The organism is Actinoplanes sp. TBRC 11911 (assembly GCF_012933445.1).
In the GTDB taxonomy this organism is placed as follows: domain Bacteria; phylum Actinomycetota; class Actinomycetes; order Mycobacteriales; family Micromonosporaceae; genus Actinoplanes.
The window spans coordinates 189,696-211,287 of record NZ_JABBNC010000014.1 but is presented as its reverse complement, the minus strand read 5'-3'; the positions used below and the strand labels follow the sequence as shown (position 1 = coordinate 211,287).

The following is a 21,592-nucleotide window of genomic DNA, read 5'->3' as shown; positions in this document are numbered from 1 at the left end:
ATAACTCTCCAAGGTCCACAAAACATCGCGGAAAGGGGCCGCACAAAGGCCGCATGAGCGGACGAAAAGCGCTCTACAGTGGACTCAGGTCCCACATTGCGGAATCGTCGCCACGATGTGGGCGTCAGTCCCGCACAACGGACGCTTGTCCCACATCGTGAGCATCGCCTAGCCCGTTCCCACCCGGATACGGCGATCCGCGCCGTGCTCACCCCGGCCCGCGAGCGGTGAGGATTTTGCGGAAGAAGACGCGGCGGAAGTCGTTCTGCTCGGCGCGGTGCGTCTCGGTGTAGCCGTGCCTCGGGTAGTACGTGAGGTTCTCGGTCATCGCCTCGTTGGTGTAGAGGGCGCACCTCGCTCAGGTCGTGCTGCCGGGCATAGTCCTCGGCGAAAGCTATCAACCGGGTGCCGATGCCTGTGCCCTGCGCGGACGGCGACACCGCCACGTTCTCCAGCAGGAGGTGATCCTCCTGGAGTATCAGCACGATCAGCCCGACCAGCACGCCGTTGTCCACGGCCGTCCAGACGTGGCCGGCGCGTACGGCTCGGGGGTAATCGGCTTCCATCGGTGCGGGCGGTTTGCCGATGCGGGACACGTAGACCTCGTACGCGGCGAAGGCCATCGCCCGCAGATCGGCGACGTCCTCGGCTGTCGCGGGGCGCACTATGACCACCGCCACAGAGTAGATAAACGCTTTGACGCCGCGCGCTCATGGTCGCCGCGTCTCCGGCGCTATAAACCGGCCGGCGCCGCGATCGGACGCGCCTGGCGAGGCCCACCCGATCGACCGCCGGATGTGCCGGCTTAGAAGAAGAAGCCCTTGAGGATGACCGTTGCGACCAGGCCGACCGAGCCGAGGACCAGGCCGGTGATCGCCTTGCCCTTGCCGGCGCTGCCGAAGCCGGCCTCGGTGAGCACGCCGGCCCTCTTGATTCCGAGGATCCCGTACACGATCGCGCCGATCGCGGGCAGGCAGAGCGGGTTGATGATCAGCGAGATGATGCCGAGGATGAGGGCGTTCCGGGCCGGCATGTTCTTGCCGCCGGGCACGTCGGCGGCCGCGTTGTACAGGCCTCCGCCCGGCTGGGGCTGCCCGGGGTAGCCGACGCCGTAGCCCGGTGCCGACGGTTGCACAACCGCCGCGGGCTGCCCGTACGCCGGGTCAGCGGTCTGACCGTAGAACTGCTGCGCGGAAACGGGCGCCGGCGGGGTCGGCTGGACGTGCGCGGTCCATGCCTGCCCGTCCCACCAGCGCTGCGCCGGCTGCCCGCTCGGGTCGGCGTACCAGCCCGCCGGAGTGGCCGTGAACGGCGTTGCCGAGTTCTGCGACATTCCTGGGTCCCCGTTCTGCTCGCCTCAAGGTGCGGTCGCCCTGTTCAGTCGGCGCGAGCGACAGCGACTTGAGGTTCACGAACCCGGAAAGTAACGTCCCCGCTACTGAACGAGAAGGTGCGCATGCCGAACAGCCGGGACTCCGCACCCTCCGCCACGAGGGCCGGCGCGGCCGCCACGCAAGGCATACGATGTTATCTAGTCCGTTTTACTTGATACGTCTAGCCGACTAGCCTACGCTGCCGTGAAGCGTGTTGACCTGATCAGAAAGATCGGTGCCGCCGCGAGCATCGCGGGCAAGGAGTTCACTCTCTTACGAGAAGGCGGGCAACATTCGATCTTTCGATGCGGCCACCAGAACATCGTTGTTCCACGACACAGGGAAATTAACGAACATACGGCCCGGAGCATCATGCGCGATCTGGACGACGAACTCGGAGAGGACTGGTGGAAATGACGACCTACTCCGTGGTGTGCCGGCGAGTGGGCAACTGGTGGGCCATCAGCGTGCCCGAGATCAAAGGCGTGCACACCCAGGCCCGCCGGCTCGATCAGGTCGCGGCCATGGCCAGGGACGCGATCGCGTTGCTGCTCGAGATCGACCCGGCCACCGTGCACGTCGATGTCCGGCCGGAGCTTCCGAGCACGGTGATCCAGGCGATCGATGCCCGTCAGGCCGCGCGGGAGGCCGACGAAAAGGCCGACCAGGCAACCGTCAGAGCGGTCCGTGCTCTGCTGGGTGACGGCTACACGGTCCGCGACGCCGGCGCCCTTCTCGGCCTGTCACCCCAACGCATCTCGCAGATCGCCACGCGAGGCTCTGCCCCACCCACCTCAACCGCCGCATAGGACGCGCGAGATCGTCGTCGCTGCCGATAAAGGTCAGGTTCCCGGGGGGATCCGGGCCAGCGTCAGGGCGTCGCGCAAGCCCGCCCGGGACGTGATGCCCAGCTTGGGGAAGATGCGGTAGAGGTGCGCGCCGACCGTGCGTGCCGACAGGAACAGCTCCTCGCCGATCTCCTTGTTGGTCAGGCCGCGGGCGGCCAGCTGGGCGATGAGCCGCTCGCGTTCGGTTAGCGCCGGCTCCGACGCTGCGCCGATCGGCTGGCCGGTGGCGCGGAGTTCGCGGCGCGCGCGTTCCGCCCACGTGGCGGCGCCGAGGCGTACGAAAGCGGCGTGGGCTTTGGTGAGATGTTCGCGGGCCTCGCGCCGGGCCCGGTGGCGGCGGTGGTGCTGGCCGGCCAGGAGTTCGACGCGCGCCTGGTCGAAGGGCCAGCGGTCGGCGTCCGGCGTGGCGAGCGCGCGGTCGAACAGCCGGGACGCCGCGTCGCCGTCCGAGACGAGGGCCTCGGCGGCGGTGACCAGCATGCCGATTCGCGGGGAGATCGTGCGCAGGCCGGTCGCGGCGGTCACGTGCGCCCGGGCCTCGGCGTGCCGGTCGGTGCGGACCGCGGCCTCGACCATGTCGAGCACCGTCCAGATCGCCACCGGACGGAACGGCGGGATGGTGCCGGCCGGGCCGATCAAGACCAGTTCCCGGTACGCGCGTTCGTAGTCCTGATTCCCCAGAGCGAGCAACGCGCGGGTGAAATGGCACAGGTGGCTGACGACGGCCACGCCCCGGGGGACCGCCCAGCGGACCAGGTCCTCGGTGATCCGGATGGCCGTCGCGTCGTCGCCCCGGACGGCGGCGAGCGTGGCCACCCAATGGTCGGTGGCCCAGCTCAACAACCGCAGCCCGTGGTCCTTGGTCAGCTCCTGCGCCTCGCGCAGGTACCGTTCGGTGTCCGGCCACTGGCCCATGAAGTACGCGTCGATCGACAGCATCGCGAGGGCCTGCACGATGACGTTCGCGTCGTCGGCGGCGCGGCCCTGCTCGAGCGCGCGGTGCAGTGCGGCACGGCTGGCGGGCAACCGGTCCACCCACGAGCCGGCCAGCGCGACGCGCACGATCTCGGCCGGGTCGGCGACCGTGTGCAGGTTCTCGACGAGCCGGTCGAGCTGCTCGAAGTGGGCCGCGGTGGCGTACGCGGGGTCGGAATGGGTGTGCCGCATCAGGGAGACGACGTCTTCTTCCGAGGCGTACCGGCGGCTGATGTGGGCGTCGAAGACCGTCCACAGGTGACCGCGGCCGCCGAAGAAGCAGACATACAGCAGGGTGAGCAGGGCTTCGCGGGTCTGGAACGACGGCTCGGCGGCCGTGTCGAGGGCGCCGGCGAGCAGCCGATGCGCGGTGTCGACGTCGCCGTCCGCGTTGAGGATGACGAAGGACGTGGCCATCGCCATGTCGAGCGAACCCGCGAACGTCTCGAGGCGGCGTACCTCGCGCAGGGTGTCCTCGGCGCGCGCCAGTCCCCCGCCGAGGTGCGCCCCGACGTAGGCGGCGGTGGCCAGTCGCCGGGCGCGCTCGGCCCGCGCGGGGCTGAGCGTGGCGGCGTGCGTCAGGGAGGTGACAGCGCCCACCGTGTCACCGCGCCGGACCAGGCGGTAGGCCGCGTCCTCCAGGGCGGCGGCGGCCCGCTCGTCCGGGCCGTGGCTGCCGCGCGCGAGATGGGCGGCGCTGCGGTCCGGGTCGTCGCGGACCGCCTCGGCCAGCCTGCGGTGGGCGCGGCGGCGTTCGGCAGCGGTCGAGACGTTGACGACGGCGGACCGCATCAAGGGGTGGGCGAACGCGACCCGGCCGTCCACGTCGATGAGCCGGGCGCGTTCGGCGGATGCCACGGATTCCAGGAACCGCTCCCCCGCCGCGGCTTCGAGAACGCTCAGATTGCCGGTTGCTTCCAGGGCCACCAGCAGCAGCGCTTTGCGGGTGGCCGCGGGCAGCCCGGCGATGCGGTCGGCGAACGCGGCGTGCAGGCGGCGATTGAGCGGAACGACGTCGGCGTCCCCCGCTGGCAGCCGTCGATTCAGCGCCACCACGTCCGGGTTCGCCGGCACGGTCGGCAATTCGACGAGAGCGAGCGGATTCCCGGCCGCCAATGCCAGCACCCGGCGCCGGGCCGCCGGGGACAGATCCGGATGCCGGGTGGTCAGCATCTCGGCGGACGCCTGCTCATCGAGCGGGGTCAGCGTGTACTCGTTCAGGCGCGCGCGTTCGAAGAAACCCTCCGCCTCCGGTCGCGTCGATCCGAGAAAACCGATGCGCGTTCCGGTGAGGCGGCGCGCGAGAAGGGTGAGGACGGCGGCGCTCGACCGGTCCAGCCATTGAATGTCGTCGACGAGGATGAGGGTGGGGCTTTCGGCGTCCCGCAACCTATCGAGCAATGACTCGGCGACGGACAATCGGTCGCCGCTCAGGTCGGGCAACGCGTCGGGTGGCAGGAGCTGCCGCAGACCCGCGAAGCCGAGATCCGCCTCGAATTCCACGGCGGTCGCCGACAGGACCCGCCCGCCGCGGCTGGTCCACTGCCGGGAGGCGTACGAGAGAAGCGTGGTTTTGCCGAGCCCCGGATCGCCGACGACGATCAATGCGTTGCCGGGGTCACCGAACTTGTCGATGACGCGCAGGGCGTCCCCTCGGCCGACAATTTCGTTCGTCATTCCCCGTACGCTTCCGGTGGTCGCCACGCCAGCGGTGAAGTGTATCCCCGCCGGCGCGAGCGGCCACGAAGCGTAACGGGACGGCTACCAGACCGAGGTGTCCAGCCAGGCGCGAATACGGTCGGCGGTCCGGCCGGATTCGGAACCGAGGGTCATACCGTGGCCGCGTCCGTGCAGGAACAGATAGTCGGAACCGAAGTATTCGGCGGTGCGCCGGGCCACGTCGACCGGGACGATCATGTCGTGCTCGCCGGCGACCACCAGCGACGGGCCGCCCAGCCGGAGCCGGTCCAGCTCCAGCAGGTGATCGGCGCGTCCGACCTCGGCGAAAGCCTTCGGCGACTCCGGAGTGATCATCGCGTAGTAGCGACGGGCGTCCGCCTCGGTGCAATCGGCGAAGAACGCCTGCCGGACGAACTCGAACGGCGGCACCGCCAGCGGCACGGCGAAGTCGAGCGGCAACGGGAAATCCGGAGCCGGCGCCTCCTTGAACGCGGCCGGCGCCAGCAGCACGCGAGCGGCGACGGGGTAGTCCTCGGCGTATTTCTGCACGACGAGCGCGCCCATGCTGTGCCCGATCAGAACGGGCGTCGGGCCCACCCGGGACACGACGATGCCCAGTTCCTCGGTGATGTCGAACAGTGAGCGCTGTATCAGTTCGGCGTCGGTCAGCGTGCGCGATCCGCCATGACCGAACCAGTCGAACGCGTAGCAGTCGCGGCCGTGTCCGGCGAAATGGGCGAGAAACTCGTCCCACACCCACGCGGCCTCACCACCGCCGTGGACGAACACCAGAGGTGCGCCCACCGGCGGGGTATCGGGTGCGACATGGACGATACGAACGCCGGCGGACTGAAACTCCTCGAACTTCAACGCTTCCTCTTTCCAGGCTCCTGCATTTGCCTGGTCGAGTCTCGAACCGCAGCCGTGGCCGCCGCGCCTGCCATGTGACTGCACGGGACCGGCCGCGGCGGGTAATCGCGCCGCTACTGCTCGCGCATCCCCCAGGGGGCGCCGTACTCGATCAGCTTGTCGAGGAACGGAACCGGGTCGAAGGCCTCGGGGCCCAGGACGCCGGTGCCGGACCACGTGCCGGAGGCGAGCAGGTCCAGGGCGATGATCGGGTTCACGGCGGTCTGCCACACCACGGCCTGCGCGCCGTACTCGGCCATCGACCACTCGTTGTCGACCAGGTGGTAGAGGTAGACCTCGCGGGGTGCGCCGTCCTTGCCCAGGCCGGTGACCAGGGTGCCGGCGCAGGTCTTGCCGGTCATCTTGGAGCCCAGCGTGGCCGGGTCGGGGAGCACGGCCGCGACCACGTCACGCGGCGACACGGTCTGGTCGCCCACCCGCACCGGCGTGGTGCGGTCCAGGCCCAGTTTGCGCAGCGTCTTCAGGACGTCGATGAACTCGCTGCCCAGCCCGTACTTGAAGGTCACCTTGCGGGCGTCCACCCAGCGCGGGATCAGCAGCACCTCCTCGTGCTCGACGTGCACGCACTCGACCGGGCCGATGCCGCCGGGGAAGTCGAACATCTCCGGCTCGGCGAACGGCTCGGTGGTGTACCAGCCGCGGTCCTTCTCCCAGATCACCGGCGGGTTCAGGCACTCCTCGATGGTGGTCCACACGGAGAACGACGGGGCGAAGTCGTAGCCCTTCACGCTCAGGTTCGCGCCGTCGCGTACGCCCGCCTCGTCGATGCGACTGAAGAGGTGGTCCGCGGCGTACCGGGCAAAGATGTCGGAGAGTCCGGGCTCGACGCCGATGCCGACCAGGGCCAGCCGCTCGGCCTTCTCCCAATCGGGGGCGGCGGCGAACTGCTGGTCGCCCAGCTTGACACCCGTTTGGGCGTACGGGAGATCGGGGTGTGGTTGGGAGAGTGACATGGCCATGTCGAGATAGTCGGCGCCGGCGGCGAGCGCGCCCTCGAAGACCGGCATCACGAAGCGCGGGTCGACGGCGTTCAGCACGTGCGTGATGTCGTGTTCGCGGCAGAGCGCGGTCACCGCGTCGGCCTGCGAGGCGTCGAGGCGGGCGGCGACGAACCGGTCGTCCCGCACCGCGCGCGCGGCCCGCGCCGGATCGTAGTCGGCGATCACAAAACGCTCGAAAAAGTCATGCCGGGCCGCAATGCCGGCCGCCGCGGACCCTACCCCGCCGGCGCCGACAACCAGGACGCGCATGGAAAACACACCTTCCGGGTGGTTTGACCAAGGAAATCGTTTCCCAAGAGCCTCTAGGCCACGGAAAGACTTGTCAAGAGCGTTTGTCGCCCGGCCTACCGGTGTCGGTCGCGACCACGGATTCCATCGATACGGGTGAACCGTGCGAGCGATTCCATTGCCTGGCACCCGTACGAGGGGAAAGAATCGCGGCGTGACGGCGGAAGTGGCACTGGACGACATCAACAAGCAGATCATCGAGCACCTGCAGCGGGACGGGCGGATGTCGTACGCGACGCTCGCCAAGACCATCGGGCTCTCCGAGGCCGCCGTGCGCCAGCGCGTGCAACGCCTGCTCGACGGCGGGCTCATGCAGATCGTGGCGGTGACCGATCCGCTGACGCTCGGGTTCGCCCGGCAGGCCATGGTCGGCCTCAAGGTGACCGGCGACCTGCGCGCCATCGCCGACGAGATCGCCGCCATCCCGGAGGTCGACTACGTGGTGATCTGCGCGGGCGGCTTCGACCTGCTGGTGGAGCTGGTCTGCACCGACGACGAGCATCTGCTCGACCTGCTCAACGAGAAGGTGCGGGCCATCAAGGGCGTCCAGGTCTGCGAGACGTTCATGTACCTCAAGCTGGCGAAGCAGACGTACGCCTGGGGCACCCGATGAGTTTCTGGCTGCGGAGCCTGGGACCGCTCGCCCGGCGCAAGCCGCTGGCGGGTGACCGGAGCGCGGACGTCGCGATCGCCGGCGGTGGCTATACCGGACTGTGGACGGCCTACTACCTGGCGACGGCGGCACCGCATCTGTCGATCGTGGTGCTGGAGGCCGAGCATTGCGGGTACGGGGCGTCGGGGCGTAACGGCGGGTGGGCTTCGGGGTTGTTTCCCGTGTCGCACGCGAAGCTGACCCGCCGGTACGGGGCCGCGGCGGCGGACGCGATGTACGCGGGGCTGGCGGACGCGGTCGACGAAGTGGGGCGGGTCGCCGACGCGGAAGGGATCGACTGCCACTACGTGAAGGGTGGGACGATCTCGCTGGCGCGTTCGGCCGCGCAGTTACGGCGGGTGCGGTCGGATCCCGGGTTCGTGGGGGCGGCGGAGGCGCGGGCGATCTGCGGGGCGTCGCATGTGCTGGGTGGGGTGTACAGCCCGGACTGTGCGGCGTTGCATCCGGCGCGGCTGGTGCGGGGGCTGGCGGATGCGGTGGAGCGGCTCGGGGTGACCGTGCATGAGGGGACTGCGGTTCGCGGGTTGTCGCGTGGTGCGGTTGTCGCGGACCAGGGCACCATCACTGCCGGTACGGTCGTACGGGCGTTGGAGGGGTATACGGCCCGTCTTGATCGGCGGGCCATCGCGCCGGTGTACTCGCTGATGATTGCCACCGAGCCGCTGCCTTTGTCCGATTGGGAGCGGATAGGGTTGGGGCGGCGGGAGACTTTCACCGACGAGCGCCACATGATCATCTACGGTCAGCGGACGGCGGACGATCGGCTGGCCTTCGGCGGACGCGGGGCGCCGTATCACTTCGGCTCCCACATTTCGGACAAATACGATTTAGTGCCATCCGTGTTCGAGAGTTTGCGGCAGACGTTGACCGAGATGTTCGGCATCCGCCCGGCCATCGCGGACCGTTGGGGCGGACCGCTCGGCATCCCGCGCGACTGGATGCCGTCGGTGGGCCTGCGCGACGGCGTGGGCTGGGCGGGCGGCTACGTCGGCGACGGTGTGGCCGCGTCGAACCTCGCCGGCCGCACCCTGGCCGACCTGATCCTCGGCCGGTCCACCGAGCGGACCGCGCTGCCGTGGGTGGGCCACCGCTCCCGCCGCTGGGAGCCGGAGCCGTTACGGTGGATGGGCATCAACGCGGGCTTACGCGGCGCGTCCCTGCTGGACGTCCTCGATCGATGAGCGCGCGCATCCTGCTCGTCGCCCTCGGCGGCACGATCGCCATGACCGGCACCGGCCGCGGCGTGACGGCGACGATGACCGCCGACGACATCCTGGCCGCCGTCCCCGGGCTGGACCGCCTCGGCGTCACCCTCGAGACGGTCACCTTCCGCAACCAGCCGAGCGCGTCGCTGAGCATTCTTGACATCCTTTCCCTGTACGAGCTCATCGGCTCCCGTCAGCCCTACGGGGTGGTGGTCACGCAGGGCACCGACACGCTGGAGGAGACCGCGTACGCCCTCGACCTGCTCCACGATGGACCGTCGGCGCTCGTGGTGACGGGCGCGATGCGCAACCCGACGCTGGCCGGGGCGGACGGCCCCGCCAACGTGCTGGCCGCCGTGGCCGTGGCGGCCTCGCCCGCGGCGCGCGACCTGGGCTGCCTGGTGGTCGCCTCCGACGAGATCCACGCCGCGCGGCGCGTGCGCAAGACCCACGCGACGAGCGTGGCGACGTTCGCCTCCAGCGAGGGCGGCCCGCTCGGCTACGTCGTGGAGGGCATCCCCCGCTTCGTGAATCGCCCGGCGCGGCGGTCGCGGCCGTATCCGCTCGCCGGGTGTTCGCCCGCGCCGACGTCCGGCGCCGGGTGGACAGCGTTACCCTGGGGCCGCACCGAGGAGCGGCAGCCTGCCTCCGACCACAAGGCCCGGCCGCACGATCTCCCCGCCCACGAGCGGCAGCCGCCTGACGTCCACGGCCAGCAGCCGCACTACCTCGCCGCCCACGAGCAACAATCGCCTGATGTGAGCTACAGAGCGGCCCGGCCAGCTCATCTCCCCGACCACGAGCGGCAACCGCCCGACGTCAGCCACCAGGCGGCCCGGCCGCAGGACCTCCCTGCCCACGAGCAGCAACCACCCGATGCCCGCTCCGAGGAGGTCCGGCCGTTCGACGTTCCCGCGCCGGGGGCGCGGCTGCCCGGCGACGCGGGTGCGTCAGTTTGGCTGCCGCGCGTCGGCCTCTACACCGCGACCCTCGGCGACGACGGTGAGTTGCTCGACGGATTCGCGTCTGCCCTGGACGGTTTGGTGATCGCCGGGTTCGGCGTCGGGCATGTTCCTTCGGCGTGGCCGGAGCGGCTGTCCCGGATCGCGGGGCGTATCCCGGTGGTGCTGACCTCCCGAACCGGCGCCGGCTCGGTGCTGCACCGCACATATGACTATCCCGGCTCGGAGCAGGACCTGCTGCGCCGGGGCTTGATCCCGGCCGGTTTCCTGCACCCGTACAAGGCCCGCCTGCTCCTGCAGTTCCTGCTGTCCCGGGGTGCCGACCGCGACGAGATCACCGAGGCGTTCGCGGCGGAGGGCTAGGGACGATCCCGCCAACGGGAATCACGGCGCACCGGCATCAGCCGACTTGCTCCGGCCGCGCAGGAAGACGACCGCGGTGGTGAGCGCGGCGCCGAGCCAGACCGCGCCGACGACCGGGCGGGCCATCGGGCTGTCGTGCTGGGGCGGCCACAGCCCCATGTTGAGCACCGCGCAGACCGGCACCACCATCCCGGCCAGCATGCCGACCGTGCCGGGGCGGCGGGTGAGCGCCCCCACCGCCCCGAGCAGCGGACCCAAAATGACGGCGCAGACCAGCCACACCTTGGTCGCTCGATGCCAGAAGCCGCCGCCGTCGAACAGCGCGTCCACCCCGTAGTAGACCGCGGTCGCAGCCAGCAGCACGACGGCACCAGCAAGCGCGGAGGCCGGGAGACGTGCGCCCCGACGCGCGATGACCCACCCCACCAGAACGGCGACCGCGGCCCACGCCCAGGCTGCGTCAAGAACCATGCCCAGGAACTCCGCGGCCTGCGTCAAGCCGCCACGGTCGGAGCGCGCGAGCACGCTATCGCCCCGCAGGCCGGCCACGTGGTTGACCACGGAATCCGTTGCGCCCAAAGCAATCCCCGCCACCAAGGGCACAAACTTAGCACGCACCGCACAACCTTAGACGAGGTTATCCACAGTGGATGCGACGGCGCCGAGCGGAGGCTTAGGCTGGCGGGAAGAATGGGCATCCAGGCGCTTGGGCGATCCGCATCCGCGTGGCCGCAATTGATTCGGCATGCCGAAACGGCGCAGTGCACCGGTGTGCGAGAACTCCGCGGCCACGAGAGTGCGGGAACTCCGCAGCCACGAGCATGGGGGAACTCCGCCACCACGAGCGTAGGGGAACTCCGCCACCACGAGCATGGCGGAACTCCGCCACCACGAGCGTAGGGGAATTCCGCCACCACGAGCGTAGGGGAACTCCGCCACCACGAGCATGGCGGAACTCCGCCACCACGAGCATGGCGGAACTCCGCCGCAACGAGCGTGCGCGAACTCCGCAGCAGACGGGCGTGTGGGAACTTGGCAGCAGACGGGTGTGGGAACTCCGCATGCTGAAGGGGCGCAGCGGGTGCGGGCGATCGTCGCGGGCGGCGCCGATACAGGTGGGGCGCGGGCCAAGTGGAGGCGGAACGTGGGGGCGATGCCGGGCTTACCGCCGATGCCCCGGGGAGGAATAGATCGGCCGCCGCCCACCGCAGGACGCGGGCCGGGGAAATTCGGAGGCGGCGGGGCACGGGGCGTGGCAGCATGAAGGGATGACGTGTCTTGTGAGCTTTGGTGGGCCCCCAGGTGACCCGCGGACACGCATGTGACGAATCAAAGGGTCGCCCACTGGGCGGCCCTTTGCGGTCTCTCCCCCGTGGGCGTTCCCGCGCACACGAGAGGGGAGTAACGATGCGCGATCTCAGCGATCCGGCTTGCGGGCCGCACGCTATTCAGCTGATCATCGACGACATCCTGCAGGCGGTCGACGAACGGTGGCCTGGACGCCTCGTCGTTCATCGCGGGCAGCATGTTGTCGACGTGGCGGACAACTATGACCGGCTTGGGTATGAGGCGGAGGCCAAGGCTCGGGACGCGCGATACAGCCGGTATGTCGGGGCCGGGCGGATGTGGCGGTCGCAGACGTCGGCGCTCGTGCCGGGTGGGCTGCGGGGTATGGCGCGAGCCGGGATGGACACCGGGATCCTCGCCTGCCCAGGGATGGTCTATCGCCGGGACGTCATCGATCGGCTGCATACCGGTACGCCGCATCAGCTCGACATCTGGCCGATCGGGCGCCACGTGGGTGAGCGCCGGAAGAGTGGTGAGCCGGTGCCGGCGGTTGGACCCGGGGACGAGCGCGACGGCGGCCGACGGGACGCACTCGAGGACGGCGGGGGTGGCGGGGGTCGGGCGCTCGGACGTAAGGACAGCGGCGACGACGGCAACGGCGATCGGGCGGACAGACTCGGAGATGGCGATCGGGCGAACCGACCCGGAAACGGCAGTCGGTCGAACGGTCTCAGGGATGGACGCGACGGCGGGCTGGCGCTCGGGGGCGAGGTCGCGGACGGCTGCGAGGTTGGGGGCGAAGGGCTCTACGACGTTGCCGGCCTGTGGGAGCTCATTGACGTCGCGGTGACGGCGGCGCTGCCGGGATGCCGGTGGCGGGTGCGGGCGGCGCGGCATCCCTATACGACCGACGGGCTGGAGATTGAGGTTGACGGGGTCGAGGTCGGGGAAGCGGGGATTGCGGGGCAGCATGTGCTGGGTGGGGCGGGGCTTCCGGCGTACGTGCGGGGGCTGGCTCTGGGGTTGGGGTTGGATCGGCTTGTGATGCTGCGCAAAGGGATGGGGGACATTCGGCTGTTGCGGTCGGTGGATCCCCGGGTCGCGGTGCAGCTCACCGATCTGACGCCCTATCGGCCGGTGTCGGCGCAACCGGCGGCGCGGCGGGATCTGTCGGTGGACACGCCGGTGGGGGTGACTGCCGAAGACGTCGGGGATCGGGTTCGTGAGCTGCTCGGGGTCGATGCCTGTCTGGTGGAGGAAGTGAGGCTGCTCGCGGTCACCCCGGCGGAGGAACTGCCCGAAGGCCGGCTGCGGGAAGGTCAGGTGAATGTGCTGCTGCGTATGGTGCTCCGGGATCCGGACGCGTCGCTGCCGCGGCAGCGGGTCAACGCGCTGCGCGACCGGGTTCTCGCGGGGTTGGCGGGGCGGTCGCACTAGACGGGGCCGTCACCCAGCGCCCCTCGCATATCCGACATTTTCGGTCACCACGTCCGATCTGTTGGTGCTGCCGGGCTGCGGATCGCGCGCTCGCTTCCATTCTGTGAGACGGGCGGCCGCCTGGTGAGACCGGCGCCCACGTCCTGGACTCTGCATCCGAGATGTGGGACTCGCGTCCATTATGGAGGATAATTTTGCCCGATAAAGCAGCTTTCGCCCGGCGGGCTTCTCCGGCCAGATGTGAACCTTGGAGAGTTATGGCTCGTATGTGGGCGCAACTCTCCAAGGTTCGCAAAAGGTCCACGATGTGGCTGCGTTTGTCCACATAGTGGAACCAGCGCCGGGAGCGGGATCGCCGTGCGACCATGACGATCTCCGCGGGCGCAGCCGCAGCCGCAGCGGTGCCCGGTGGCAACCGGTCGGCCGTAGCGGTGCCGGTGGCAGCCGGTCGGTGCGCCGCCGGAGGGCTGACGGAATCTCGCGGAGCTCGCGCTCCCGACCCCGCATCACCGGAACCACGCTAACCCGCAGGGCCACCGCATGGTGCGATGCGGTGGCCCTGGGGTGTCCGGTGTTACAGCTGGTTCCAGGCCTCGGTGAGCACCGAACGCAGGATCTGCTCGATCTCCTGGAACTGGGCCTCGCCGGCGATCAGCGGCGGCGCGAGCTGCACCACCGGGTCGCCGCGGTCGTCGGCACGGCAGTACAGGCCGGCGTCGAACAGGGCGTGCGACAGGAAGCCGCGCAGTAGCCGCTCGGACTCGTCGGCGTCGAACGTCTCCTTGGTCGCCTTGTCCTTGACCAGTTCGATGCCGAAGAAGTAGCCGTCGCCGCGGATGTCGCCGACGATGGGCAGGTCGTTCAGTCGCGAAAGGTACGAACGGAAGAGGTCGCTGTTGTCCCGTACGTGGCCAAGCAGGTTTTCCCGCTCCAGAATGTCCATGTTGGCCAGCGCGACGGCGGACCCGACCGGGTGCCCGCCGTAGGTGACGCCGTGGGCGAACCAGTTGGTGCCCTGCAGGAACGGCTCGGCCAGGCGCTCCGACGCGATCATCGCGCCGAGCGGCACGTACCCGCTCGTCAGGCCTTTCGCCACGGTGATGATGTCCGGCGTGTAGCCGTAGCGAACACCGCCGTAGTACTCACCCAGCCGGCCGAAGCCGCAGATGACGTCGTCGGAGACCAGCAGGACGTCGTACCGGTCGCAGATCTCGCGGACCCGCTGGAAGTAGCCGGGCGGCGGCGGGAAACAGCCGCCCGAGTTCTGCACCGGCTCGAGGAAGACCGCGGCCACCGTGTCCGGGCCTTCGTACTCGATCGCCTCGGCGATCCGGTCGGCCGCCCAGATGCCGAACTGCTCGGGCGTCATCGACTCGTCGGGGCGACGGTAGTAGTTCGTGTTCGGCACCCGGAACGTCGACGGCACCAGCGGCTCGAAGTCCTCCTTGAGCGCCGGGATGCCGGTGATCGACAACGCGCCCATCGAGGTGCCGTGGTACGCCACGTACCGGGAAAGGACCTTTGTCTTGGTGGGCTTGCCGGTGCGCTTGAAGTACGAGCGGGCGAGCTTCCACGCCGACTCGACCGCCTCGGAGCCGCCGGTGGTGAAGAAGACCCGGTTGAGATCGCCCGGCGTGTGGTCGGTCAGCCGGGCGGCCAGCTCCACCGCCTTCGGATGCGCGTACGACCAGATCGGGAAGTAGGCCAGCTCACCGGCCTGCTTGCCGGCGGCCTCGGCCAGCTCCTGGCGTCCGTGGCCGGTCTGCACGGCGAACAGACCGGACAGGCCGTCGAGATACCGCTTGCCGGTGGAGTCCCAGATGTAGCAGCCGTCACCGCGCACGATCATCGGCACTTCGGCTTTCTGGTACGAGCTCAGCCGCGTGAAGTGCATCCAGAGGTGGTCGCGGGCGGCTCCGGAGAGCTTCGCGTAGTCAGGTGACTGCAGGTCGGACAAGATGGCGCTCCCAGATCTTTGTTTTCGGGTCAGGACGGTTCGAAGGCCCGCTCGAGCAGCGTGAGGCCGCGGTCGAGCTCCGTGTCGGAGATGACCAGCGGCGGGAGCAGGCGGATGACGTTTCCGTAGGTGCCGCAGGTGAGCAGCAGCAGGCCGCTTTCGTGCGCGGCCTTGGCCACCGCGGCGGTGGTCTCCGGGTCGGGGGCCGGGCCGTTCGGCCCGCTCTCGCCCGGCACGACGAGCTCCAGCGCGAGCATGGCGCCACGGCCGCGGACCTCACCGATCTGCGGGTGTTTGGCGGCCAGCGCCTGCAGCCGCGGCATCGCGATCTCGGCGATGCGCCGGGCCGCTGCCGCGAGGTCCAGCTCGCGCATCGTCTCGATGGTGGCCAGGGCGGCCGCGCAGGCGATCGGGTTTCCCCCGTACGTCCCGCCGAGTCCCCCCGGGTGCACGGCGTCCATGATCTCGGCGCGGCCGGTGACCGCGGCGAGCGGCAGCCCCCCGGCGATCCCCTTGGCGGTGGTGATCAGATCCGGGACGACGCCCTCGTCCTCGGAGGCGAACCACGCGCCGGTGCGGCAGAACCCGGTCTGGATCTCGTCGGCGATGAACAGCGCGCCGGCCTGTTTCGTCCATTGCGCCAGCGCCGGCAGGAAGCCGGGCGCGGGCACCACGAAACCGCCCTCGCCCTGGATCGGCTCGATCAGCACGGCGGCGACGTTGCCGGCGCCGACGTGCTTCTCGATCAGCCCGATGGCATACGTCGCGGCGTCCGCCCCTCCACGGCCGTCGCGTAACGGATAGGACATCGGCATCCGGTAGATCTCGCCCGCGAACGGGCCGAACCCCTGCTTGTACGGCATCACCTTGGCGGTCATCGCCAGGGTGAGGTTGGTGCGGCCGTGGTAGGCGTGGTCGAAGACGACGACGGCCTGCCGCCCGGTCGCGTGCCGGGCGATCTTCACGGCGTTCTCGACCGCTTCGGCGCCGGAGTTGAACAGCGCCGAGCGCTTCTCGAAGTCGCCCGGAGTCAGAGCGGCCAGTTGCTCGCAGACCGCCACGTACGACTCGTACGGCGCGATCATGAAGCAGGTGTGGGTGAATCTCTCCACCTGCGCGCGGACCGCTTCGACCACCTTCGGTGCCGCATTTCCGACATTGGTGACCGCGATGCCGGACGAGAAGTCGATCCACTCGCGTCCGTCCACATCGGTCATCACGGCACCGGAAGCGGTGCCGACGTAGGACGAGATCGTGCTCGAGACGCCCCGCGCGACGGCGGCGCCACGACGACGGTGCAGATCGGCCGAGGTGGCCATCTCTCAACTCCTTCAGGCTTTGAGAACCGATCATTTCACTGATTCCGTCGCATGCAAGAGGCCCGACAACTATTTCCGTATTAAGTAACCCGGTACGCTGCCCGCGTGACCCCCTATTACGTGGCCGGCCGCGCGATGACCAGCGCCGATGTCCGGACGATTCGTCACCCCTTCGACGGTTCCATCGCCGGCGAGACCTCGTACGCCACCCCGGAGCACGTCGAGGAAGCGGTCGCGAGCGCCGTGGCCGCAGCGGCGAAAGGTGCCGCGCTGAGCGCCGCCGAACGGGCCGCCGCCCTCGACGAGATCAGCGCCCAGATCGCGCGCCGGGCCGGCGAGTTCGCCTCGCTGATCACCGCGGAGAACGGCAAACCGCTCAAGTGGGCACGAGCCGAGGTGTCCCGGGCCGTGTCGACGTTCCGCTGGGCCGCCGAGGAGGCGCGCCGCTTCTCCGGCGAGCTGCAGCGCCTGGACACCGATCCGGCCGCGGCCGGGCGCATCGCGCTGATCCGGCGGGTGCCGCGCGGACCGATCCTGGCGATCAGCCCGTTCAACTTCCCGCTGAACCTGGTGGCGCACAAGGTCGCCCCGGCGCTCGCGGTGGGCGCGCCGATCATCGTGAAGCCGGCCCCGGCGACGCCGCTGACCGCGCTGCTGCTCGGCGAGATCATGTCCGGGCTCGATCTGCCGGCCGGCATGTTCTCGGTGCTGCCGCTGCCCAACGAGCGGGCCGCCGCGCTGGTCGAGGACCCGCGCCTGCCGGTCGTGTCGTTCACCGGCAGCGGACCGGTCGGATCGCAGATCCAGGCCGCGGTGCCGCACAAGCACGTCACGCTGGAACTGGGCGGCAACGCGGCGGCGCTGATCTGCCAGGACTGGACCGACCTGGCGCACGCGGCGCAGCGGATCGCGGTGTTCGGCAACTACCAGGCCGGGCAGAGCTGCATCGCGGTGCAGCGGGTGTTCGTGCACCGCGACCACGTCGAGGCGTTCACCCCGAAGCTGCTGGCGGCCGTGGCGGCGCTGCGCACCGGCGATCCGCGCGACACGGACACCGACGTCGGCCCGGTGATCGACGAGCGGGCCGCCGAGCGGATCGAGCAGTGGATCGGCGAGGCGGTCGCGGCGGGAGGGCGGGTGCTCGCGGGCGGCGGCCGCAAGGGCACCACGATCGAGCCGACGGTGCTGACCGGTGTGCCGGCGGACGCGAAGGTGCGGGCGGAGGAGGTGTTCGGGCCGGTGCTGGTGGTGACGCCCGTCGACTCGGACGACGAGGGATTTGCTGCGATCGACGACTCGGCGTACGGGCTGCAGGCTGGGGTTTTCACGCACCGCCTGGATACGGCGTTCGCCGCGCACCGGCGGCTGCGGGTCGGTGGCGTGATCGTCGGTGACGTGCCGAGCTTCCGGGCCGACCAGATGCCGTACGGCGGGGTGAAGGCCAGCGGGTCGGGGCGTGAGGGCGTGGCCAGCGCGATGGAGGACTACACGGAGCCGCGTCTGCTGGTGCTGACCGGAGTCGCCCTCTGAGACCGGTGGTGGGGCGATGGCGGCGCCCCACCACCTCGCAGTGCGGCCTCGGCTCCCTCGCGACGCGCACGCGGGCGGCGGCCTGCAAGCGGGCGGCGTTTCGCGGCGGCCTGCTCAGTGATCCGTGGCCGCGACGGGCATCCACATGGCGTGGGAGGCCTCGGCGACAACAAACCGGTGTCCGATAAATCCGAGTAAAACGCGCTTTCGCCGTTCTAGGTCTCACGGATGAGCCGACGGGTAACGTTGTCGTCCGCCGCCGGTCTCACGATGCGGTCGTGGACGTCCACATACTGGTCAAGAGTCCGAATAGGACACTAGTTTTGTCCAGATTAGGGGCTTTTAGGCGGGCCCTCGGACGGTTGATTTCGAGACCTTGGAGAGTTGCGCCCACATGCGAACCCGAACTCTCCAAGGTCTCGAAATCCGCCCGCGAGCACCAGACACGAGGCCGGCGTCTCTACAACGCCCGCGCCGAGCGTCATCTCGACGGTAATGGCGGACCACGCCCGCGGTGGATCTTGATCCACAGCCGCGTAGACCCTAACCACCCCCACCCTGTTCTGGGTGGGGCGATTAAACCAGGCTGGGGTGACATTTTTGCGTGGTCGTCCACAGGGGGTGGTGGCTCCTCGGCACACAGCACACCGAATCCGGCCACCGCATCCCCAAGGCGTCTCTACGAGTCGAAGCCGAGCCCCATCCGGTCAAGCGTCCGCAACCACAAGTTTCGCCGCCCCTCGTTGCGGTCCGCCCGGGCGATCGACCAGCGGGTCAGCTGAATAACCGCGGACCGCAGCGGCTCCGGCGGGAACGGGATCGGCTTGCGGCGCACCATCTTCAGCCGGGTCCGCTCGGTCTCGGCACCCCCGAGCAGGTCGAGCATCACGTTCGCGCCGAAGCGGGTGGCGCCCACGCCCAGCCCGGTGTAGCCGATCGCGTACGCCAGCCGGCCCCGGAAGGCCGTGCCGAAGAAGCCGCTGAACCGGCTGCACGTGTCGATCACGCCGCCCCACTTGTGCGTGAAGCGTACGTCCGCGAGCTGCGGAAACGTCTCGGCGAAGTGCTGCGCCAGTACCTCGAACGTGGCCTCGCGCTGGTCGTCGCCGACCGCGATCCGGCCGCCGTTGTAGTAGATCGCGTCGTACCCGCCCCAGAGGATGCGGTTGTCGGCGGTCAGCCGGTAGTAGTGGAACTGGTTGCCGGAGTCGCCGATGCCCTGCCGGTTCTGCCAGCCGATCGCCTTGAGCTGCGCGTCGGTCAGCGGCTCGGTCATCAGCGCGTAGTCGTAGACCGGGACCACGAAGTGCCGCAGCCGTTTGAGCAGCCGGCCGTGCGCGCCGGTGGCCAGCGCCACGTGTTTCGCGTCGACCCGCCCGCGCCAGGTGTGCAGCGCCAGCCCGTCCGTCGACGCGGTGATCTTCTCGACCGGGCTGTTCTCGTAGAACCGCACGCCCAGTGACTCGCAGGCACGGCGCAGGCCCCAGACCAGCCGGGCCGGGTCGACCATCGCGCAGCCCGTGCGATCCCACAGCCCGGCCACGTACGTAGGTGAGTCCACCTCCGCGCGTACGGCGTCGGTGTCCAGGTAGGTCACGTCGAGACCGCGCCGCGCGGCAGCGGCCGCCGCCGACGCCAGCTCGCGTGCCTGCCAGTCCGCGGTCGCCACCAGCAGCTCGCCGGTGCGCGCGAAGTCGCAGTCGATGGCGTAACGCCGGACCGTCTCCTCGATCTCGTCGAGGTTGGCCCGGCCCAGCCGTTCCAGCGTGTCCATCTCGCCGGGGAACCGGGACATGCCGTTGTCGAAGCCGTGCGTGATCGACGCCGAGCAGAACCCGCCGTTGCGGCCGGACGCGGCCCAGCCGGCCGTGCCCGCCTCGATCACCACCACGTCGCGGTGCGGATCGCGTTCCTTGGCCAGCAGCGCCGTCCAGAGGCCGCTGTATCCGGCGCCGACCACGGCCAGATCGGCCCGGTCGGCGCCGGCCAGCGCGGCGGCGGGGGCCGGAGCCCCCGCCTGGGTGAGCCAGTAGGGCTCGGGCCGGGCATCAATCACGCTGGGCGCGCCGCGACCGGATGTTGAACGCCACGGCGATGACCACGCCAGCCACGAAGATCAGCGTGCCCATGACGTTCACCTGGGGTGGGATGCCGACCCGGGTCGCTCCCCAGATCCACAGCGGGAACGTGACAGCGTTGCCCGCGGTGAAGTTGCTGACCACGAAGTCGTCGATGGACAACGCGAACGCCAGCAACACGCCGGAGAACACGGCGGGCAGGATGATCGGGAAGGTGATCTTCCAGAAGGTCGTCCAGGCGGTGGCGCCCAGATCGGCCGCCGCCTCCTCGATCGACCGGTCCAGGGTCATCACCCGGGCCCGCACCACGGTGGCGACGAACGAGATCGAGAACATGATGTGCGCGATCGTCAGCGTCACCACGCCCAGCCCCACGCCCAGCGAGACGAAGAACGTGAGCAGCGAGGCCCCCATGACCAGCTCGGGCGACGAGATGGTGGCGAACATGATCAGGTTGACCGAGCCGGATCCGCGGAACCGGTAGCGCCCCAGCGCGTAGCCGATGCCGGTGCCCAGCGCCCCGGCGGCGAGGCTGCTGACCACGGCCACCACCAGCGACGTGATCAGACCCCTGGTGAGGTCGTCGATGTCGAAGAGCCGGCCGTACCACTTGAGGGTGAAGCCCTCCCACGACTGGTTGTACCGGCCCGAGGTGTCGTTGAACCCGAACAGGATCATCACGAAGATCGGGAGGATCAACCACAGGATGATCAACCAGGTGTACGCCCGCATCACGCCCGGACCGGTGATCCGCCGCTTCGGCCGCAGGTCCGCGCCCTTGTCCGTCCGGGCCGGTCGTTGCAGTGTCTGGGGTTGAGCCGTCATCGCGCCGCCACCTTCATGACGTCCTCCGTGCCGAGCACCTTCGCGTACGCGAACACCCCGATCAGCAGGACCGCCATCAGCACGAAGGAGAGCGCCGAGGCCGTCGGGTAATCGGAGTTCGCCAGGTACTGCGCCTGGATCACCTGGCCGATCATCGTGGTGTCCGTTCCGCCCAGCACCGTCGAGTTGACGTAGTCCGAGCTGGTCGGCACGAACGTCATCAGCACGCCGGCGAAGACACCGGGCAGCGCGAGCGGGAACACCACCTTGCGGAACGCGGTCGCCGGATCGGCGTACAGGTCCCGTGCGGCCTCCACCACGCGTGGGTCGATGCGCTCGAGCGCCACGTAGATCGGGAGAACCATGAACGGCAGGAAGTTGTAGACCAGGCCGAAGATCACCGCGGTGGGTGTGCCGAGTATGTGGAACGACTCGGGCACCAGCCCGGCGCTCTTCAACGGCGACAGCACCGGCCCGTCGTCGGTGAGGATCTGCCGCCACGAGATCGTCCGCAGCACGAACGACACGAAGAACGGCAGCAACACCAGGAAGAGGTACGTGGCCTTGCGGCGGCCACCGTAGAAGGCGATCCAGTACGCCATCGGGAACGCCAGCGCGATCAGGATGATCGTCGCGATGGCGCCGTAGATGAGCGAGCGGATCAGCTGCGTCCGGTAGTCGTCGAGGGCGTCCACATAGGTCTGCCAGTGACCGGTGAACGTGTACCCGTTGACGATGTCGCCCTCCTGCAGGGACAGCGACAGCATGGTGATCATCGGGATGGCGAAGAAGACGATCAGCCAGATCCCGCCGGGTAAGACCAGCAGGTACGGGGCGATCGTGCGCTTGAGACGGCTCATG

Annotated in this window: 17 protein-coding genes and 2 pseudogenes; 8 read left to right on the top strand and 11 right to left on the bottom strand. The window is 69.5% G+C overall.

Annotation, left to right across the window (positions count from 1 at the left end):
* Nucleotides 1-365 precede the first annotated feature (365 nt).
* Both HH310_RS45835 and HH310_RS21110 read right to left on the bottom strand, forming a co-directional pair.
* A pseudogene (locus HH310_RS45835) lies at nt 366-566 on the bottom strand (GNAT family N-acetyltransferase); the annotation flags it as partial.
* Nucleotides 567-805: 239 nt separating this feature from the next.
* Complete coding sequence (locus HH310_RS21110) at nt 806-1,333, bottom strand: DUF2510 domain-containing protein (protein ID WP_169177301.1); 528 nt, start codon at nt 1,331-1,333, stop codon at nt 806-808.
* Between the two features lie 244 nt (nt 1,334-1,577).
* Between HH310_RS21110 and HH310_RS21105 the strand changes: the two genes are divergently transcribed.
* Both HH310_RS21105 and HH310_RS21100 read left to right on the top strand, forming a co-directional pair.
* Nucleotides 1,578-1,790, top strand: coding sequence for a hypothetical protein (locus HH310_RS21105; protein WP_169177300.1), 213 nt, complete (start codon nt 1,578-1,580; stop codon nt 1,788-1,790).
* Nucleotides 1,787-2,182: a type II toxin-antitoxin system HicB family antitoxin gene (locus HH310_RS21100; protein ID WP_169177299.1), complete on the top strand. Its 396-nt coding sequence runs from the start codon at nt 1,787-1,789 to the stop codon at nt 2,180-2,182. The genes HH310_RS21105 and HH310_RS21100 overlap by 4 nt, the downstream gene beginning before the upstream one ends.
* Nucleotides 2,183-2,215: 33 nt before the next feature.
* Here HH310_RS21100 and HH310_RS44870 read toward each other — a convergent pair whose 3' ends face one another.
* The 3 genes from HH310_RS44870 to HH310_RS21085 form a co-directional block, all read right to left on the bottom strand.
* Nucleotides 2,216-4,873 carry a LuxR C-terminal-related transcriptional regulator gene (locus HH310_RS44870; RefSeq protein ID WP_169177298.1) on the bottom strand — a complete coding sequence of 886 codons (2,658 nt, stop codon included), beginning with the start codon at nt 4,871-4,873 and terminating at the stop codon, nt 2,216-2,218.
* Nucleotides 4,874-4,957: 84 nt separating this feature from the next.
* Nucleotides 4,958-5,680, bottom strand: coding sequence for an alpha/beta hydrolase (locus HH310_RS21090; RefSeq protein WP_211192409.1), 723 nt, complete (start codon nt 5,678-5,680; stop codon nt 4,958-4,960).
* A 179-nt stretch (nt 5,681-5,859) separates the two neighbouring features.
* On the bottom strand, nt 5,860-7,056 hold the full coding sequence (locus HH310_RS21085) for a saccharopine dehydrogenase family protein (RefSeq protein ID WP_169177296.1): 1,197 nt from the start codon (nt 7,054-7,056) through the stop codon (nt 5,860-5,862).
* A gap of 211 nt (nt 7,057-7,267) precedes the next feature.
* Here HH310_RS21085 and HH310_RS21080 point away from each other — a divergent pair, with 211 nt between their 5' ends.
* The 4 genes and pseudogenes from HH310_RS21080 to HH310_RS45825 all read left to right on the top strand — a co-directional run bounded on the left by HH310_RS21080 (nt 7,268) and on the right by HH310_RS45825 (nt 10,298).
* Nucleotides 7,268-7,708 carry an Lrp/AsnC family transcriptional regulator gene (locus HH310_RS21080; protein ID WP_282438500.1) on the top strand — a complete coding sequence of 147 codons (441 nt, stop codon included), beginning with the start codon at nt 7,268-7,270 and terminating at the stop codon, nt 7,706-7,708.
* A complete protein-coding gene (locus HH310_RS21075) occupies nt 7,705-8,949 on the top strand; it encodes an FAD-binding oxidoreductase (protein WP_169177295.1) in 1,245 nt (414 codons plus the stop codon). Before HH310_RS21080 ends, HH310_RS21075 begins: the two co-directional genes overlap by 4 nt.
* Nucleotides 8,946-9,521, top strand: a pseudogene (locus HH310_RS45830) (asparaginase domain-containing protein); the annotation flags it as partial. The gene HH310_RS21075 and the pseudogene HH310_RS45830, both read left to right, overlap by 4 nt.
* Entirely contained in the window at nt 9,501-10,298 is a 798-nt protein-coding gene (locus HH310_RS45825; RefSeq protein ID WP_396027533.1) for a hypothetical protein, read from the top strand. The pseudogene HH310_RS45830 and the gene HH310_RS45825, both read left to right, overlap by 21 nt.
* 21 nt (nt 10,299-10,319) lie before the next feature.
* Here HH310_RS45825 and HH310_RS21065 read toward each other — a convergent pair whose 3' ends face one another.
* Nucleotides 10,320-10,916, bottom strand: a complete 597-nt coding sequence (locus tag HH310_RS21065; protein WP_169177294.1) for a DUF6518 family protein — start codon at nt 10,914-10,916, stop codon at nt 10,320-10,322.
* Nucleotides 10,917-11,705: 789 nt separating this feature from the next.
* Between HH310_RS21065 and HH310_RS21060 the strand changes: the two genes are divergently transcribed.
* The gene (locus HH310_RS21060) at nt 11,706-13,022 is read left to right on the top strand and encodes a hypothetical protein (protein ID WP_248294212.1); all 1,317 of its coding nucleotides are present in this window, start codon (nt 11,706-11,708) and stop codon (nt 13,020-13,022) included.
* A gap of 574 nt (nt 13,023-13,596) precedes the next feature.
* Here the strand turns inward: HH310_RS21060 and HH310_RS21055 are convergent.
* The gene (locus HH310_RS21055) at nt 13,597-14,979 is read right to left on the bottom strand and encodes an aspartate aminotransferase family protein (protein ID WP_169177293.1); all 1,383 of its coding nucleotides are present in this window, start codon (nt 14,977-14,979) and stop codon (nt 13,597-13,599) included.
* Nucleotides 14,980-15,008: 29 nt separating this feature from the next.
* A complete protein-coding gene (gabT, locus tag HH310_RS21050) occupies nt 15,009-16,298 on the bottom strand; it encodes a 4-aminobutyrate--2-oxoglutarate transaminase (protein ID WP_169177292.1) in 1,290 nt (429 codons plus the stop codon).
* A 135-nt stretch (nt 16,299-16,433) separates the two neighbouring features.
* On the opposite strand from gabT, the gene HH310_RS21045 reads away from it, so the two are divergent.
* Complete coding sequence (locus tag HH310_RS21045) at nt 16,434-17,828, top strand: aldehyde dehydrogenase family protein (RefSeq protein ID WP_169177328.1); 1,395 nt, start codon at nt 16,434-16,436, stop codon at nt 17,826-17,828.
* 679 nt (nt 17,829-18,507) lie between these two features.
* On the opposite strand, the gene HH310_RS21040 is transcribed toward HH310_RS21045, so the two are convergent.
* The 3 genes from HH310_RS21040 to HH310_RS21030 are packed head-to-tail and all read right to left on the bottom strand — an operon-like array spanning nt 18,508 to nt 21,591.
* Nucleotides 18,508-19,884, bottom strand: a complete 1,377-nt coding sequence (locus HH310_RS21040; RefSeq protein WP_169177291.1) for an FAD-binding oxidoreductase — start codon at nt 19,882-19,884, stop codon at nt 18,508-18,510.
* On the bottom strand, nt 19,877-20,731 hold the full coding sequence (locus tag HH310_RS21035) for an ABC transporter permease (protein ID WP_211192408.1): 855 nt from the start codon (nt 20,729-20,731) through the stop codon (nt 19,877-19,879). The genes HH310_RS21040 and HH310_RS21035 overlap by 8 nt, the downstream gene beginning before the upstream one ends.
* Nucleotides 20,728-21,591 carry an ABC transporter permease gene (locus HH310_RS21030; protein WP_169177290.1) on the bottom strand — a complete coding sequence of 288 codons (864 nt, stop codon included), beginning with the start codon at nt 21,589-21,591 and terminating at the stop codon, nt 20,728-20,730. Before HH310_RS21030 ends, HH310_RS21035 begins: the two co-directional genes overlap by 4 nt.
* Between the last annotated feature and the right edge of the window lies 1 nt (nt 21,592).